The organism is Bradyrhizobium sp. 18BD (assembly GCF_054185225.1).
This window is the reverse complement of the sequence record NZ_JAVAYL010000027.1, coordinates 23,952-38,270: the sequence shown is the minus strand read 5'-3', so window position 1 is coordinate 38,270 and position 14,319 is coordinate 23,952. Positions and strand designations below refer to the sequence as shown.

Here is a 14,319-nt window from a genome sequence, read left to right as displayed (position 1 = left end):
CTCGCAATGACGGCGCGGCGATGCAGCGACACTCCAATAGGCTTTGTATGACATGAAACCCGCCCTCTTCTCCGCCTGGCAAACCTGGGCGCTTCTCTCCGCCTGCTTTGCCGCGCTGACCGCGATCTTCGCCAAGGTCGGCGTCGAGAACATCAATCCGGATCTCGCCACCTTCATTCGCACCATCGTGGTGCTGCTCGCCTTCTCGGTGCTGCTGTTCTTCACCGGACAATTCGCCGTGCCCTCCGCGGTCTCGTCGCGGACATGGCTGTTCCTGGTGCTGTCGGGGCTTGCGACCGGGGCGTCGTGGCTGTGTTACTTCCGCGCGCTGAAGCTCGGCCCCGCGACGCTGGTGGCGCCGATCGACAAACTCAGCGTCGTGCTGGTTGCCATCTTCGCTTTCGCCTTTCTCGGCGAGCGCCCGACAGCGCAGGGCTGGATCGGCATCGCCATGATCGGCGCCGGCGCGGTGCTGCTGGCCGTGAAGCTTTAAGTCGGGAACAAAACTGCGGTGAGATCGGTTGCTGCCAGGGCGCGGCCTCGATCGAGAGACAGATGTCGAGCGAAATCCCCGATCAGGCAAGGCAGGCCGGCCGCGCGCTCGACGCGGCGAACTTCTTCCTCGCCGACGTCCGCGACGGACTCGGCCCCTATCTCGCCGTCTATCTCCTCACCGAGCAGCATTGGGACGAGGCGCGCATCGGCCTCGTGATGTCGATCGCGACCATCGCCGGCATCGTGGCGCAGACGCCGGCCGGCGCACTGGTCGACGCGACGCGGGCGAAGCGGCTGGTGATGGTGATCGCGGCGATCCTGGTGACGCTGGCGTCGCTGTCGCTGCCGCTGTTTCCCGGCTTCCTGGCGGTCGCGATCTCGCAAGGCATCGCGCAGGCCGCGGCCGTAGTCTTTCCGCCGGCAATCGCCGCCGTCTCGCTCGGCATTTTTGGTCATGCCGCCTTCACCCGGCGCATCGGCCGCAACGAAACCTTCAATCACGCCGGCAATGCGGTCGCGGCCGGGCTCGCAGGTCTCTCCGCCTATTGGTTCGGGTCTACCGTGGTGTTCTATCTTCTCGGCGCAATGGCGATCGCGAGCCTCGCCAGCATCCTCGCGATCCCCGCTCACGCCATCGACCACGATCTCGCCCGCGGGCTGCATGACGCCGACACGGGGACGCAGCGCGACCAGCCCTCAGGTCTTGCCGTGCTGCTGACCTGCCGTCCCCTGCTCGTGTTCGCGATCTGCGTCCTGCTGTTCCACCTCTCCAACGCCGCAATGCTGCCGCTGGTCGGGCAGAAGCTGGCGCTGCAGGACAAGAACATGGGGACCAGCCTGATGTCGGCCTGCATCGTCGCAGCCCAAGTCGTGATGGTGCCGTTCGCCATGCTGGTCGGCGCCAGGGCCGACCGCTGGGGCCACAAGCGCTTCTTCCTGGCCGCACTCCTGATCCTGCCAATCCGGGGAGCGCTCTATACGCTCTCGGACAATCCATTCTGGCTGGTCGGCGTGCAGCTCCTGGATGGCGTCGGCGCCGGCATCTTTGGCGCGATCTTTCCCGTCATCGTCGCCGACCTCATGCGCAACACCGGCCGCTTCAACGTCGCGCAAGGCGCCGTGATCACGGCCCAGAGCATCGGCGCAGCGCTGTCGACGACGCTGGCCGGCCTCGTCGTGGTTGGCGCGGGCTACAGTGCGGCGTTCGTCACACTCGGCGCGGTCGCCGCCATTGGCGCCGTCATCTGCATCCTCGCCCTGCCCGAGACGCGGCAAATCGCAGATGGCGGCCCACGCTCTCGGGGGAAGACAGCGGGGCCGGCTTCGGCTATCGCTGCCGAATGAAGCCTTTCATCTCAAGGACTGAACGTGCCGTCTGACGCCATCTGGGCCTGGAGCATCATCGTCGCCGCAACCGCAGGCGTCATCATCCGCCCTTTTCGGCTGCCTGAAGCGATCTGGGCCGTCATCGGCGCTGCGGCGCTGGTGCTGCTCGGCTTTCTGCCATGGCAGGATGCGCTCACCGGCATTGAGAAAGGCGTCGACGTCTATCTGTTCCTGATCGGCATGATGCTGATCGCCGAGCTCGCCCGGCTCGAGGGCCTGTTCGACTATCTGGCCGCGCTCGCGGTGGAATATGCCGCCGGCTCGCCGCAACGATTGTTCCTGCTGATCTACATCGTCGGCACGATCGTCACCGTGCTGCTCTCCAACGATGCCACCGCGATCGTGCTGACGCCGGCGGTCTATGCGGCGACGCGCGCGGCCGGCGCCAAGCCGCTGCCTTATCTGTTCGTCTGCGCCTTCATCGCCAATGCCGCGAGCTTCGCGCTGCCGATCTCGAACCCGGCCAATCTCGTCGTGTTCGGCGCGCGCATGCCGCAACTGACCGAATGGCTGCGCCTGTTCGCCCTGCCCTCGGTCGCCTCGATCCTGCTCACCTATATCGTGCTGCGCCTGAGTCAGCACCGTACGCTGAAGGAAGAGACCATCGCGCGCAGCGTGCCGCATCGAAAGCTCGGCCGAGGCGGCAAGCTGACAGCGGTCGGCATCGTCGCCATCGGCATCGTGCTGCTCACGGCCTCCGCGCTCGACAAGCAGCTGGGCCTGCCGACCTTCATCTGCGGCGTGGTGACGGCGGCGATCGTGCTGCTGCTCAGCCGACAGTCGCCGCTGCCCGTGCTGAAGGGCGTGTCCTGGAGCGTGCTGCCGCTGGTCGGCGGTCTGTTCGTGATGGTGGAGGCGCTGATCAAGACCGGCGTGATCGGCCAGCTCAGCGCGCTGCTGCACCAGGCCGTCGCGCAATCCGTGACCAAGGCCGCCTGGAGCGTCGGCATCGCCACTGCGATCGCCGACAACATCGCCAACAATCTGCCCGTCGGCCTCGTCGCCGGCTCGATCGCCGCCAGCGATCATCTGCCCGCGCCCGTCCTCAGCGCCATCCTGATCGGCGTCGATCTCGGCCCCAATCTGTCGGTCACCGGCTCGCTCGCCACCATCCTCTGGCTGGTGGCGCTGCGGCGGGAGAAGATCGACCTCGGCGCCTGGCCGTTCCTGAAGCTCGGCATCCTGGTGACGCCGCCTGCGCTGATTGCCGCGCTGGCAGCCGCGATCCATTAATCGCGCGCAGTCTGCGGCGCATCAATGTGGCCGGGAACGGCGGACCTATACTTCACCTTGTCGCGCAGCCTCACAGGACGCGGCAAGGAGGTCGATCATGCAGATCCAATCGAAGGCATTGCCGCAGAGCTTTTCCCTGCGCCGCGCGTTTCAGCGTATTGCCGCGCCGGCGCAAGGCGCCGGGACATCCCATCCGCTGCTCGTCGTCTCGGTCGTGGTGTTGCTGACCCTGTTCGCGATCGTCGAGATCGACCTGCACAGCGCCCAGCTTCAGGCGATCGGCCTGCTCGGCCATGGCAGCGGGATCGATCCCGTCTTCCTGAGCCCGTAGCAGCTCGTCGAGAGAGAGCCCGATCGCGGCCATACAGCCGCGACCGGGTCACGTTCAGACTCTATTGTTTGAGCATGATCTTTTCGGAAAACCGCTACACACTTTTCCGGATCATGCTCTAGTCGTTCTCGTAGCCGTAGACTTCCGGCAGGATGAAGATTGCGGCGAGCAATCCGATCAGCGGGAAGATCGCGACCATCAGCGTGGCATTGGCCTGCCCGATCGCGGCGAACACCGTCGGGAACAGGAAGATCGCCAGGAACGACGGCAGCTTCACGAACATGTAGGCGAAGCCGCTGGCGGTGCCGCGATATTTCGGCTTGGCGACCATGGTCGGGATCGTCATGCAGTTCGACGCGTCCCAATAATGGCCCCACAGCATGGCGGCGGCTGCGAACGGCAGCAGGATCTTGTTGTCGGTGTAGAGCGCGAACGCCGCGACCAGCAGCGAGGCCAGCACGATGCCGAAGCCGGCGATCGCGATGCCGCGGTGGCCGATCTTCGGCGTCAGCAGCGGGCCGACCCAGCCGGACAGCGCGGCGAAGGAGAACAGCGCCATCGTCACCAGATTGGTGCCGAGCACGCTCGACACGCCGACCATCACGAACAGCACCGGCAGGTAGAAGGCAAAGGTCGAGAATTCGCTGCCCTGGGCGAAACAGGCGATCCAGCCATAGACGGTCGCGCGCCAGCGGATCGGGTCCTTCTTGAGGTCGGCGAGGAACGCGCGGGTCGAGACCTTCGGCACCTCGACGTCATGGTCCGGCAACATGTCGAGATTGTCGTTGAACATCTCGCGCGCGACCTGCTTGGCCTCGCGGTAGCGTCCCTTCTGCACCAGCCACACTGCCGTTTCCGGCACGTCATGGCGCATGATCAGGATGATCAGCGCCGGCACTGCGCCGAGGCCGAGCGTCACGCGCCACAGCATCTCGTGGTTCATGTCGATCAGGAGGAAGATCACGATGACGCCGACGGTGAGAACCTCGCCGACGGCGAACATGAACTGCCAGCGGTTGCCCATGACCTCGCGCTCACCCTTGGCCATGGATTCCATGATGTAGGTGTAGCCGGTCGAGATGTCCGAGCCGAGCGGAATGCCGAGCAGGAAGCGGATCACGATCAGCCAGGTAATGTCGGGCACGAAGGCCTGCGCCAGCGCCAGCACGATGAACATCACCATCGTGACCAGGAACATCACGCGGCGGCCGATCTTGTCGGACAGCCAGCCGCCGAGCAGCGCGCCGATCAGGGCGCCGCCCTGCGTGCCGGCCGCGGCAAGGCCGAGCATCAGCGGTTCGGGATTGTACTGTGCCTTGATGAAGATCAGCACGAAGGCGATCGAATAGAGGTCCCAGGCTTCGACCAGGATCGAGGCCATCATCAGCCAGCCGACCTTGTTGCCCTTGGGACTGTAGTTCGTAATCAGGTAGCGGACCGCGGTTTCGTTCACGGTCGGTTGTGGCATCGCCATCGTTGACATGTTTGGTCCTCTCTTCAAAACCCTTTACGCGCCAAGTCCTTTTTAGGCGCCAAGTAGCGGTTCGATGCTGCAGTCGAGCAGGCGCGGGTCGATCCCTGCCTCCATGCCCGTGAACATCGAATCCATGTAGTCGATCAGTGCATCGCTCGCCGTCACGGCGGCCTCGACGTGCCGTCCGGCGACCGCACTGAGAATGGCGAGGTGGTGATCGATCGTGCCGGACAGATCAGTCTGCCCCGGCATGAAGCGGTGATGGATGTATCCGATACGGCGGTACAGCGTGTGCAGCGGCCGCAGCGTATGCACCAGGAACGGCTCGCCCGCGGCCTCCAGCACCAGCGCATCGATGCGGCGATCGAGGCTGTTGAACTCGTCGAGTGTCAAAGTGGCGCGACGTTCGCGCAGCAAACGCTCGATGTGCAGCGCCTGATTGCGGTGAGAAAGGCTGGCGCGTTCCGCCGCGAGGCGAACGACAAAACGCTCCATGTCGCGGCGCAGGGCCAGCAGCATGCGTTCGCGCGCAAGGTCGATCGGCGCGATGTGCAAGCCGTGGCGCGGGCGGATGATGATGAGCGTATCGGCGGACAGACGATTGACGGCGTGGTGCACCGGTGTGCGCCCGAAGCCGGTGATCTGCTGCAACTCCAGCATCGTCATGAATTGTCCGGGCTTGAGCTCGCAATGAACAAGGAGCTCTTCGATCTTCTGATAGGCGAGCTCAAAGAAGTTGAGCCGGTTGCGCCGCGAGGGCTTGCCCTCACCGTCGTCGTCGTTTCTCACCACCTCGAGCGCGCGCTTGCGGCGTGCCATGTCGTTCTCTCCCGTTTGCCTTGCGCTCTCGTTGCTGGGCGGCGCCTTATTTGTGGCACCCTTAAAACATGTTGTGATATATTACAAGCAGGCGTAAGACTCTCGTCGATCCGCTACATGCTGCAGTGCGGAATGAAAATATTTTGGCGCGATGCGCCTTTCGATGGGAGGACAAGTGCCGTGAAGATCACGTCGATCGAGACGCTGCGTACCGAGGAATTCTCCAACGTCATCTGGGTGCGCATCCACACCGACACGGGCATGATCGGCCTCGGCGAGACCTTCTATGGCGCGGGCGCAGTCGAAGCGCAGATCCACGACACCTTTGCCGGCCGCCTGCTCGGCCGCAATCCCCTGCACATCGAGGCCATCCATCGCGACATGCTGAACCTGCCGATGGCGCAGTCCTCGACCGGCGTCGAATATCGCGCGGCCTCCGCGATCGACATCGCGCTGTGGGACTTGTTCGGCAAGGTCTGCAATCAGCCGGTGCACCAGATGCTCGGCGGCCTCTGCCGCGACAAGCAGCGCATCTACAACACCTGCGCCGGCACTCAATATGTTCGCTCGACCAATATCAGCCCGGTCGCGAACTGGAATCTCGGGGCCAACAAAGGCCCCTACGAAGACCTCGACGGCTTCATGAACCGCGCCGATGCGCTCGCCGAAAGCCTGCTGGAAAGCGGCATCTCCGCAATGAAGATCTGGCCGTTCGATCCTGCGGCGCAGGAGAACAAGGGCCTCTACATCACGGCCGCGCAGATGAAGCAGGCGATCGAGCCGTTCGAGAAGATCCGCAAGGCCGTCGGCGACAAGATGGAGATCATGGTCGAGCTCCACTCGCTCTGGAACCTGCCGACCGCCAAACAGATCGCACGCGCGCTCGAGCCTTACAAGCCGACCTGGTACGAAGACCCGATCCGCATGAACTCGCCGCAGGCGCTCGCCGAATACGCCCGCTCGACCGACGTCTGGGTCTGCGCCAGCGAGACTCTGGGCTCGCGCTTCCCCTACAAGGACATGCTCGACCGCGACGCCATGCATGTGGTGATGGCGGATTTGTGCTGGACCGGCGGCCTCACCGAGGGCCGCAAGATCGCGGCGATGGCCGAGACCTATCACCGGCCCTTCGCGCCGCATGATTGCATCGGCCCGATCGGCTTCATCGCCGCCATCCACATGTCGTTCAGCCAGCCCAACACGCTGATCCAGGAATCGGTGCGCGCCTTCTACAGGGGCTGGTACAATGAGCTTGTCACCACGATGCCCACCATCAAGGACGGCTACGTCTTCCCGATGGAAGGCCCCGGCCTTGGCGTCGACCTCCTGCCCGCCGTCTTCGATCGTTCCGATCTGACCGTGCGCCGCTCCAACGTCTGAGGATCTTTTGAGATGAGCACCGCCCTCTTCGACCTTTCCGGCCGCACCGCGCTCGTGACCGGCTCCTCCCGCGGCCTCGGCCGCGCCATTGCCGAAGGCATGGCCAAGGCCGGCGCCAGGATCATCGTCAATGGCGTCGATCCCAAGCGCGTCGAGCAGGCCGTCGCCGAGTTTCGCGCCGCCGGCCATCAGGCCGAGGGCGCAGCCTTCAATGTCACCGACGAGCCCGCGATCGTCGCGGCGTTCAACGATTTCGACAAGAAGGGCATTGCCGTCGACATCGTCGTCAACAATGCCGGCATCCAGCACCGCAAGCCGCTGGTGGAATTCACCACCGACGAATGGCGCAAGGTGATCGAGACCAATCTCACCAGCGCCTTCGTGATCGGCCGCGAGGCCGCCAAGCGCATGATCCCGCGCAAACACGGCAAGATCATCAATATCGGCTCGCTCGGCAGCGAGCTCGCGCGCCCCACCATCGCGCCCTACACCGCCGCCAAGGGCGGCATCAAGAACCTGACCCGTTCGATGGCGGTGGAATGGGCCCAGCACGGCATCCAGGCCAATGCGATCGGCCCGGGCTACATGCTCACCGACATGAACGAGGCGCTGGTCAGCAACACCGACTTCAACAACTGGCTGATGGGCCGCATCCCCTCCAAGCGCTGGGGCAAGCCGGACGAGTTGGTCGGTGCTGCGATCTTCCTCGCCTCGGACGCCTCGACCTATGTCAACGGCCAGATCATCTATGTCGATGGCGGCATGATCGCCGCGATGTAATCGCGAACAAGGGAACGAGACCATGCGCGCCGTCGTCATTCACGCCCCGAAGGATCTGCGGATCGATACCTATCCTGACACGGCGCCCGGCCCGGGCGAGGTCCGCGTCAAGATCGCCAATGGCGGCATCTGCGGCTCCGACCTGCACTACTACCACCACGGCGGTTTCGGCGTCGTGCGCATCCAGCAGCCGATGGCGCTGGGGCACGAGATCGCCGGCGTTGTTGCGGCGGTCGGCGACGGTGTCACCGCCGTCAAGCCGGGCACGCGCGTCGCGGTCAATCCGAGCAAGCCGTGCGGCCAATGCCTGCATTGCCAGGAGGGCATGCGCAACCAGTGCCTCGACATGCGCTTCCTCGGCAGCGCGATGCGCTTTCCCCATGTGCAGGGCGGTTTTCGCGAATTCATCACGGTCGATGCGACGCAGGCCGTTCCCATCTCCGACAAGCTGTCGCTGGCGGAAGCCGCGGTCGCCGAGCCGCTCGCGGTGTGCCTGCATGCCGGCAAGCAGGCCGGCCCCCTCCTCGGCAAGCGCGTGCTGATCACCGGCTGCGGCCCGATCGGCGCACTTATGATTTTGGTGTCGCGTTTCGGCGGCGCCTCCGAGATCGTCGTCACTGACGTCGCCGACGCCCCGCTCGCGGTCGCCAAAAAGCTCGGCGCCACCCACGCCATCAACGTCGCGACCAACGCCACCGCGCTCGATCCCTGGCGCGCCGGCAAGGGCGTGTTCGACACGCTGTTCGAAGCGTCCGGCAACCAAGCCGCGCTGCGCGCCGCGCTCGACGTGCTCCGTCCCGGCGCAACGCTGGTGCAGCTCGGCCTCGGCGGCGAGATGACGCTGCCGATCAACGCCATCGTCGCCAAGGAATTGCAGCTCCGCGGCACCTTCCGCTTCGATCCCGAGTTCGAGCTCGCGGTGCGGCTGATGGGCGAAGGCCTGATCGACGTCAAACCGCTGATCACGGCAACCATGCCGTTCGAGAACGCGGTCGCCGCGTTTGAACTGGCCAGCGACCGCTCGCAATCGATGAAGGTGCAGTTGACGTTCGGAGCATGATCCGGAAAAGTGCGCAGCGGTTTTCCGAAAAGATCATGCTCAAAAGAATGAGCGCTACTGCCGCTCGATCAACCGGTCGCTCACGAGCCGCACGGCGCCGCGCTTCCACGAATAGTCGGCGCCGAGGCGCAAGCCGCTGTCGCCGCGCGCCAGCACCGCACCGGTCCTGGCGTCGCGGACCTGGAAGCCGAGCGTGTACTCGGTGCGGCTGACCCGCCGCACCACGCCGATCAGCGACTGGTCCGCGCCGAGCTTTTGTGCGATCGCCGCTTCGCAGCCTTCACAGTCGCGCAGCGCATGCGCCTTCGCGGCCGGCTCGTTCGCCCCACCGACATCGACGAGGCGGTAGCGCTCGGATTGGCCCAGCGCCTCGCGGACGCCGCCGGTGACCTCGGCGAGGGTGGACGCATCCGATGTGGCCGACGCCCCCACCGAAGCGGCCGTGGTGTCCTCGAGCTCGAAATTGAACACCGCCAGAGCGACCGGCGCGGGCGTGGCGAGCGCGGCCGTGACCTCACGAGACACGAACATCTCGGCGCGCTCCCATGATTCATCATTGTCGCCGCGGAAGGTGTAGAGCTTGTCCATCACCAGCTTCCTGGCGTTCACGTCGATCACGGCGACCTTGGCCCATTGCACCAACGTGCTGGTCTTCTGGATGCCGCCGATGACCTTGAACGCCGCGCCGTCCTGGGCGGAGGCGACGAGCCGGTAGCGCCCGCCCTCGCCGATGTCCCGCCTCAGCGCGGTCATGAACGCCGCCAGCCGCCGCTCATGGGCGGCGGTCTGGTTGGCCGGCTCGGCCGAGGTATCCGTGTAGCTGAAGTCGTCCATGGCGACGCCGATGGCGGCCTCGGCGCCGGCTGGCGGCGGGGCCGCCGGGAGGACAAGCAAAAGAGCTGAGAGGATCAACCAGGTGCGGCGCATGCAGGCCTCGTATGATGGAGCGGCGGCGCAATCTGGGTGGTAACCTCAGGCCATGCATCCGTGCCCGTCCCGGCCAACACCGGGAAAATTTCACGACGTTGCAGTGCAGTAAGCCTTGCGCTTTCCGCCGCTTCCGTTCTGCCGTTTAATGCAGCAGCGACAATTCCGTTCGCGCCAGGTGCCGCCGATGTGGAACCGCCCGAGGTTCGATCTCAAGGTCCGTCTGACGTTGCGCGTGGCCGCGATATCAGCCGCCTGCTTCGCCGCGATCTCCGCGTATTTCCTGATCACCGCCGACCGCGCGGCCCATGCCCGGCTCGACGATATCGCCGCCATCGTGGCGAAGACGCTGGAGCTGCAGCAGGGCAAGATCCAGTGGGTGGCGAGCCCTCGCTCGGACTTTCCCAACCTCGATCCTGTTTCGGCCTATGTCATGACACCCGGACTGTGCCTGGGGTTCCGCGGCACGAACGGCGACATGCTCCAGCGATTCTGTAGCGGCGCGCCGATCCCGGCGAACCCGCCGCCGCAGGCCTTCGCCGCCTTCTACCGCAGCCTGTTCGACCCCGGCCGCGAGGCGGCACGGCCCGTGATCGTGCGCGGCGTCAGCCTCGGCGAGACCGTGGTTTCGGTCGATCCGGCCGTGCAGACGGCGGACGCCTGGCACGAGGCCGGCCGCCTGATGATCGCTCTCGCGATCGCGCTGCCGCTCCTGTGCGCGCTGGTCTATGCCGCCCTCGCCCGCGCGCTGCGCCCGACGCATATGATCCGCACCGGCCTCGAGCGGATTGCCGCCGGCGACCTCACCACCCGGCTGCCGCCGTTCGACCTCGCCGAACTGTCCGCGCTCCGCGACGTCTTCAACCATCTCGCCGAGAGCCTCGACACGGCGCTCGCCGAGCGCAGTGAGCTGACGCGAAAGCTGATCGCGCTTCAGGACGAGGAGCGCCGCCACCTCGCGCGCGAGCTGCATGACGAGTTCGGCCAGTCGCTCGCCGCCATCCGCGCGCTCGCCTCCTCCGCGCGCCAGACCGCCGCGCAGGACTGCCCGTCCCTGCTGTCCGAATGCGACGGCATCTCACGGACCGCAACCGGCATGATGGAGACGCTGCGCGGCGCATTGTTCCGGCTGCGGCCACCCGATGTCGAGGAGCTCGGGCTCGTCGCCAGCCTCGAAGGCCTCGTTGCCGGCTGGAACGGACGCAGCCGCGGCGAGACGCGCTTTACGATCCGCTTTGACGGCTCGTTCGAGAGCGTGCCGGCCACGATCAGCGCCAACCTCTACCGCATTGTTCAGGAGGCGCTCACCAACGCCGCCAAGCATGCCGGCGCCACCAAGGTGAGCCTCGAACTGGCGATGCGCGCCGACGAGATCGCGCTGGCGATCGACGATGACGGACGATCGCACGATCCGGCCACGAAATCCGGCATGGGTCTGCTCGGCATGCGCGAGCGCGTCGCGGCCCTGCGCGGCCGGCTCAGCTTCGAGGCCGGCCCCAACGGCGGCTCCGCACTGCGCGTCGTCATTCCGCTCCCGGCCACCGATCACCCCGTGCTGGAGCGCGCGGCATGACCGCGACGATCCTGCTGGTCGACGACCATTCCGTCGTCCGCGAAGGCTATCGCTCGGTGCTCCAGAAGCAGCCGGGATTGCGCGTCATCGCCGAAGCCGGCGACGGCGCCGAGGCCTACCGCCTGTACAAGTCCGAAGCTCCCGACCTCGTCATCATGGATCTGAGCATGCCCGGCATCGGTGGCATCGAGGCCATCAGGCGGATCAGGCAATGGGACAAGTCCGCAAAGATCCTCGTCTTCACCATGCATGAGAACGCCGGCTTCGCCTTGCAGGCGATCCGCGCCGGTGCGCGAGGCTATGTCACCAAGACCAGCCCGCCCGAGACGCTGGTGCGCGCCGTGATGGACGTGCTCGCCGGCAAGATCGCGATCAGCCCCGATATCGACCACGAGCTGGCGCTGAGCCGGATCAGCGGCGAAAGCTCTGCCGCCGACGTGCTCACGCCGCGCGAGTTCGAGGTGCTGCGGCTGCTGCTCGCGGAAAACACCACGGAGGAGATCGCCGAGACGCTCCACGTCAGCCCGAAGACGGTGGCGAATTTGCATTCGCTGATTAAGGACAAGCTCGGCGTCGGCTCCGATATCGAGCTGGTCCGGCTGGCGTTGCGGCAGGGGATTTTGACCGAGGTCTGATCGCCCACGGCTCCAGCTTGGCGCCGTCAGGTGCAAACGCCTCGACCGTGTCGCCGCGGATCATTCGCGCGCGACGACGGAGTCCAGCCATGCGCAATTCAGCGGCGGCACGCGCGGATCGGCGACGCGGACGCCACGAGCCGCTGCATCGAGCCGCATGTCGCGCAGGCGCTTGCGCTGCTCATCCGGCATGTAGAGCCGCTCGTGGCCCCACAGCGACGGGCCGTCAAAGGTCTCGTGCGGCTGCCAGGTCTCGGGATCGATGATACGGCCGCCCCAGCCATATTCGATGAAGAAGCCGGATGGCGTGTTCACATAGAACGAAGTCATGTGGTCGTTGGTGTGCCGGCCCAGCGTATAGACGACGCGGCCATCTTCGAGCTGCGCGAGATCGTAGCCCTGCCCGACATCGTCGAGACTGCCGAGCTCGACCATGAAATGATGCAGCGCCTTCCGGCCCGAGCCGACCATCGCAAAGGAGTGATGGCGGCCGTTGACGTGGAAAAAATAGAGGCCGTACGGCTTCAGCCCGAAATCGGAGACATGGAAGCCGAGCACGTCGCGATAGAACGGCACCAGCGGTTCGACGTCCTCGACATTGAGCACGACGTGTCCCATGCCGAGCACGCCTGTGCGGAAACCCGAGATCGGGCGGCCCGGCTTGAACGGATCGCTGGCAAGCTCCGGCTTGCAGAAGGCCTCCAATCGGTTGCCGGCAGGATCAGCAAACGCGATCAGTTCGGCGACATGCCGCTCGTCGGCAAGCGCGCGCGAGCCGCGCGTGACCCTGACGCCGTGGCTCTCCAGTCGCCCTGCAAGTTGGTCGAGCTCCGTGGTCGAGGGAACTTCCCAGCCCATGATAGCGAGGCCGGCATCGCTGCTGCCATCGACGATCAAGCGCTGCTTGCGATCGTCCATGCGGAAGGCGCGCATCTTGCCGCCGCAATCGACCTGCTGCATGCCGAGCAGGCCGGTCGCCATCTGCCCCCACTGTTCGAGCTGCGACGAATTGATCCCGATATAGCCGAGCGCGGTGATTTCCATCGACGTTCTCCCAAGGGCATCGCATCCGCTGCACTGCGGCGAACTTGATACCGGCCGCACGCGATCCTACGGTGGCATCCCGCAATCGCTTCGCGTTCGCAAAGACGATAATCGCGACGCTGCGCGCCACAAGGGAGGAAATACGAAGTGTCCAAGGAGCGGACGCGGAACGGCCAACCGCGGCAGTTGGAAGGCGTCCGCGCCTTCAAGCGCGGGCTGGACGTGCTGCAGGAGGTCAACCGCTCCGGCGGCATCCGCGCCGGTGACGTCGCCCGCGCACTCGACCTGCCCCGCCCGACCGTCTACCGCCTGCTCGAAACGCTGGAGGAACTCGGCTATGTCGCCCGCAGTGCCAGCGACGACCGCTTTCGCGTCACCCGGCTCGCCCTGAGCCTCGGCGATGGCTACGACCCCGGCGTGGTGATCTGCCAGGCGGCCGCACCTTATCTCGCCGAGCTGAGCAAGACCCTGGTCTGGCCGGTTGATCTCTCGACTTACGAGAACGCGGCGATGGTGGTGCAGGAGACCACGCATTCGCGCAGCCCGCTCTCGATCGACCGTGGCATGATCGGCAAACGCCTGCCGATGCTGCGGACCTCGGCGGGCCGTGCCTATCTCGCCGCCTGCCCGGCGCGCGAGCGCGACCTCATCGTCAGCCATTTGCGCCGCATCGACGAAGCCGACGACCGCCCCTTCCTCGACCAGGGCCGGCTCGACCAGATGATCGCCGAGACCGCCGCGCGCGGTTACGCGGTCCGCGGCGAGGGCGAATACAATCCAAAGACGGCGTCGATCGCCGTGCCGATCGTCCGCGATGAAATCGTGTTCGGGTGCATCTCGATCATCTGGATCCGGTCAGCGCTTTCGCTCGACGAAGCCGTCGCCGGGTTCGTTGCACCGCTGCGCGAAATGGCGGCGGCCATCTCGATCGAATCCTAGAGCATGATCCGGAAAAGTGCGCAGCGGTTTTCCGGAAAGATCATGCTCAAACAACAACTTAAAGCGCGATGACGATTCATCCTGATCTCATCGCGCTTTAGGGCGCTCTCGACCCGGCACGCCGTTGCGCCTTCAGGGCCTCAGAGGACGCGTCAAAGACGGCGCGGCATTGCGGGCTGAGCTGATCGCGCTGAGCGGCCATGCAACTCCTGATCTGGGCGCGGTCTGGAACATAAGCGGCGC

The 14,319-nt window shown here is 65.6% G+C and carries 14 protein-coding genes; 10 read left to right on the top strand and 4 right to left on the bottom strand.

Annotated features, from left to right (window positions below; translation table 11 throughout):
• Positions 1-52: 52 nt before the first annotated feature.
• The 4 genes from RAD16_RS35490 (at position 53) to RAD16_RS35475 (ending at position 3,445) form a co-directional block, all read left to right on the top strand.
• Entirely contained in the window at positions 53-493 is a 441-nt protein-coding gene (locus RAD16_RS35490) for an EamA family transporter (protein ID WP_458162512.1), read from the top strand.
• A 62-nt stretch (positions 494-555) separates the two neighbouring features.
• Complete coding sequence (locus RAD16_RS35485; protein ID WP_458162511.1) at positions 556-1,839, top strand: MFS transporter; 1,284 nt, start codon at positions 556-558, stop codon at positions 1,837-1,839.
• A gap of 24 nt (positions 1,840-1,863) precedes the next feature.
• Positions 1,864-3,114, top strand: a complete 1,251-nt coding sequence (locus RAD16_RS35480) for an arsenic transporter (protein ID WP_458162510.1) — start codon at positions 1,864-1,866, stop codon at positions 3,112-3,114.
• 97 nt (positions 3,115-3,211) lie between these two features.
• Positions 3,212-3,445 carry a hypothetical protein gene (locus tag RAD16_RS35475; protein ID WP_458162509.1) on the top strand — a complete coding sequence of 78 codons (234 nt, stop codon included), beginning with the start codon at positions 3,212-3,214 and terminating at the stop codon, positions 3,443-3,445.
• A 118-nt stretch (positions 3,446-3,563) separates the two neighbouring features.
• On the opposite strand, the gene RAD16_RS35470 is transcribed toward RAD16_RS35475, so the two are convergent.
• Positions 3,564-4,928 (bottom strand): MFS transporter, encoded by a 1,365-nt coding sequence (locus RAD16_RS35470; protein ID WP_458162508.1) that lies wholly within the window; start codon positions 4,926-4,928, stop codon positions 3,564-3,566.
• A gap of 42 nt (positions 4,929-4,970) precedes the next feature.
• The gene (locus RAD16_RS35465; RefSeq protein WP_458162507.1) at positions 4,971-5,738 is read right to left on the bottom strand and encodes a GntR family transcriptional regulator; all 768 of its coding nucleotides are present in this window, start codon (positions 5,736-5,738) and stop codon (positions 4,971-4,973) included.
• A gap of 180 nt (positions 5,739-5,918) precedes the next feature.
• Here RAD16_RS35465 and RAD16_RS35460 point away from each other — a divergent pair, with 180 nt between their 5' ends.
• Genes RAD16_RS35460 through RAD16_RS35450 form a run of 3 tightly spaced genes read left to right on the top strand, consistent with a single transcriptional unit; the run spans position 5,919 to position 8,958 of the window.
• Entirely contained in the window at positions 5,919-7,118 is a 1,200-nt protein-coding gene (locus RAD16_RS35460; RefSeq protein WP_458162505.1) for a mandelate racemase/muconate lactonizing enzyme family protein, read from the top strand.
• A 12-nt stretch (positions 7,119-7,130) separates the two neighbouring features.
• Positions 7,131-7,898, top strand: a complete 768-nt coding sequence (locus tag RAD16_RS35455; protein WP_458162504.1) for an SDR family oxidoreductase — start codon at positions 7,131-7,133, stop codon at positions 7,896-7,898.
• Positions 7,899-7,920: 22 nt separating this feature from the next.
• Complete coding sequence (locus tag RAD16_RS35450; RefSeq protein WP_458162503.1) at positions 7,921-8,958, top strand: L-idonate 5-dehydrogenase; 1,038 nt, start codon at positions 7,921-7,923, stop codon at positions 8,956-8,958.
• A 54-nt stretch (positions 8,959-9,012) separates the two neighbouring features.
• On the opposite strand, the gene RAD16_RS35445 is transcribed toward RAD16_RS35450, so the two are convergent.
• Positions 9,013-9,885: a DUF2380 domain-containing protein gene (locus RAD16_RS35445; RefSeq protein WP_458162502.1), complete on the bottom strand. Its 873-nt coding sequence runs from the start codon at positions 9,883-9,885 to the stop codon at positions 9,013-9,015.
• 187 nt (positions 9,886-10,072) lie between these two features.
• On the opposite strand from RAD16_RS35445, the gene RAD16_RS35440 reads away from it, so the two are divergent.
• Together RAD16_RS35440 and RAD16_RS35435 are read left to right on the top strand one after the other, a co-directional pair.
• A complete protein-coding gene (locus RAD16_RS35440; protein WP_458162501.1) occupies positions 10,073-11,458 on the top strand; it encodes a histidine kinase in 1,386 nt (461 codons plus the stop codon).
• Positions 11,455-12,093: a response regulator gene (locus tag RAD16_RS35435; RefSeq protein ID WP_458162500.1), complete on the top strand. Its 639-nt coding sequence runs from the start codon at positions 11,455-11,457 to the stop codon at positions 12,091-12,093. Before RAD16_RS35440 ends, RAD16_RS35435 begins: the two co-directional genes overlap by 4 nt.
• 60 nt (positions 12,094-12,153) lie before the next feature.
• Here RAD16_RS35435 and RAD16_RS35430 read toward each other — a convergent pair whose 3' ends face one another.
• On the bottom strand, positions 12,154-13,137 hold the full coding sequence (locus RAD16_RS35430; RefSeq protein WP_458162498.1) for a VOC family protein: 984 nt from the start codon (positions 13,135-13,137) through the stop codon (positions 12,154-12,156).
• A gap of 147 nt (positions 13,138-13,284) precedes the next feature.
• On the opposite strand from RAD16_RS35430, the gene RAD16_RS35425 reads away from it, so the two are divergent.
• A complete protein-coding gene (locus RAD16_RS35425; protein ID WP_458162497.1) occupies positions 13,285-14,076 on the top strand; it encodes a DNA-binding transcriptional regulator in 792 nt (263 codons plus the stop codon).
• Positions 14,077-14,319 lie beyond the last annotated feature (243 nt).

Coding starts and splice junctions, on each gene's coding strand:
- RAD16_RS35490 (WP_458162512.1), top strand. CDS start 53: ATGAAACCCGCCCTCTTCTCCGCCTGGCAAACCTGGGCGCTTCTCTCC.
- RAD16_RS35485 (WP_458162511.1), top strand. CDS start 556: ATGTCGAGCGAAATCCCCGATCAGGCAAGGCAGGCCGGCCGCGCGCTC.
- RAD16_RS35475 (WP_458162509.1), top strand. CDS start 3,212: ATGCAGATCCAATCGAAGGCATTGCCGCAGAGCTTTTCCCTGCGCCGC.
- RAD16_RS35470 (WP_458162508.1), bottom strand. CDS start 4,928: ATGTCAACGATGGCGATGCCACAACCGACCGTGAACGAAACCGCGGTC.
- RAD16_RS35465 (WP_458162507.1), bottom strand. CDS start 5,738: ATGGCACGCCGCAAGCGCGCGCTCGAGGTGGTGAGAAACGACGACGAC.
- RAD16_RS35455 (WP_458162504.1), top strand. CDS start 7,131: ATGAGCACCGCCCTCTTCGACCTTTCCGGCCGCACCGCGCTCGTGACC.
- RAD16_RS35450 (WP_458162503.1), top strand. CDS start 7,921: ATGCGCGCCGTCGTCATTCACGCCCCGAAGGATCTGCGGATCGATACC.
- RAD16_RS35445 (WP_458162502.1), bottom strand. CDS start 9,885: ATGCGCCGCACCTGGTTGATCCTCTCAGCTCTTTTGCTTGTCCTCCCG.
- RAD16_RS35440 (WP_458162501.1), top strand. CDS start 10,073: ATGTGGAACCGCCCGAGGTTCGATCTCAAGGTCCGTCTGACGTTGCGC.
- RAD16_RS35435 (WP_458162500.1), top strand. CDS start 11,455: ATGACCGCGACGATCCTGCTGGTCGACGACCATTCCGTCGTCCGCGAA.
- RAD16_RS35430 (WP_458162498.1), bottom strand. CDS start 13,137: ATGGAAATCACCGCGCTCGGCTATATCGGGATCAATTCGTCGCAGCTC.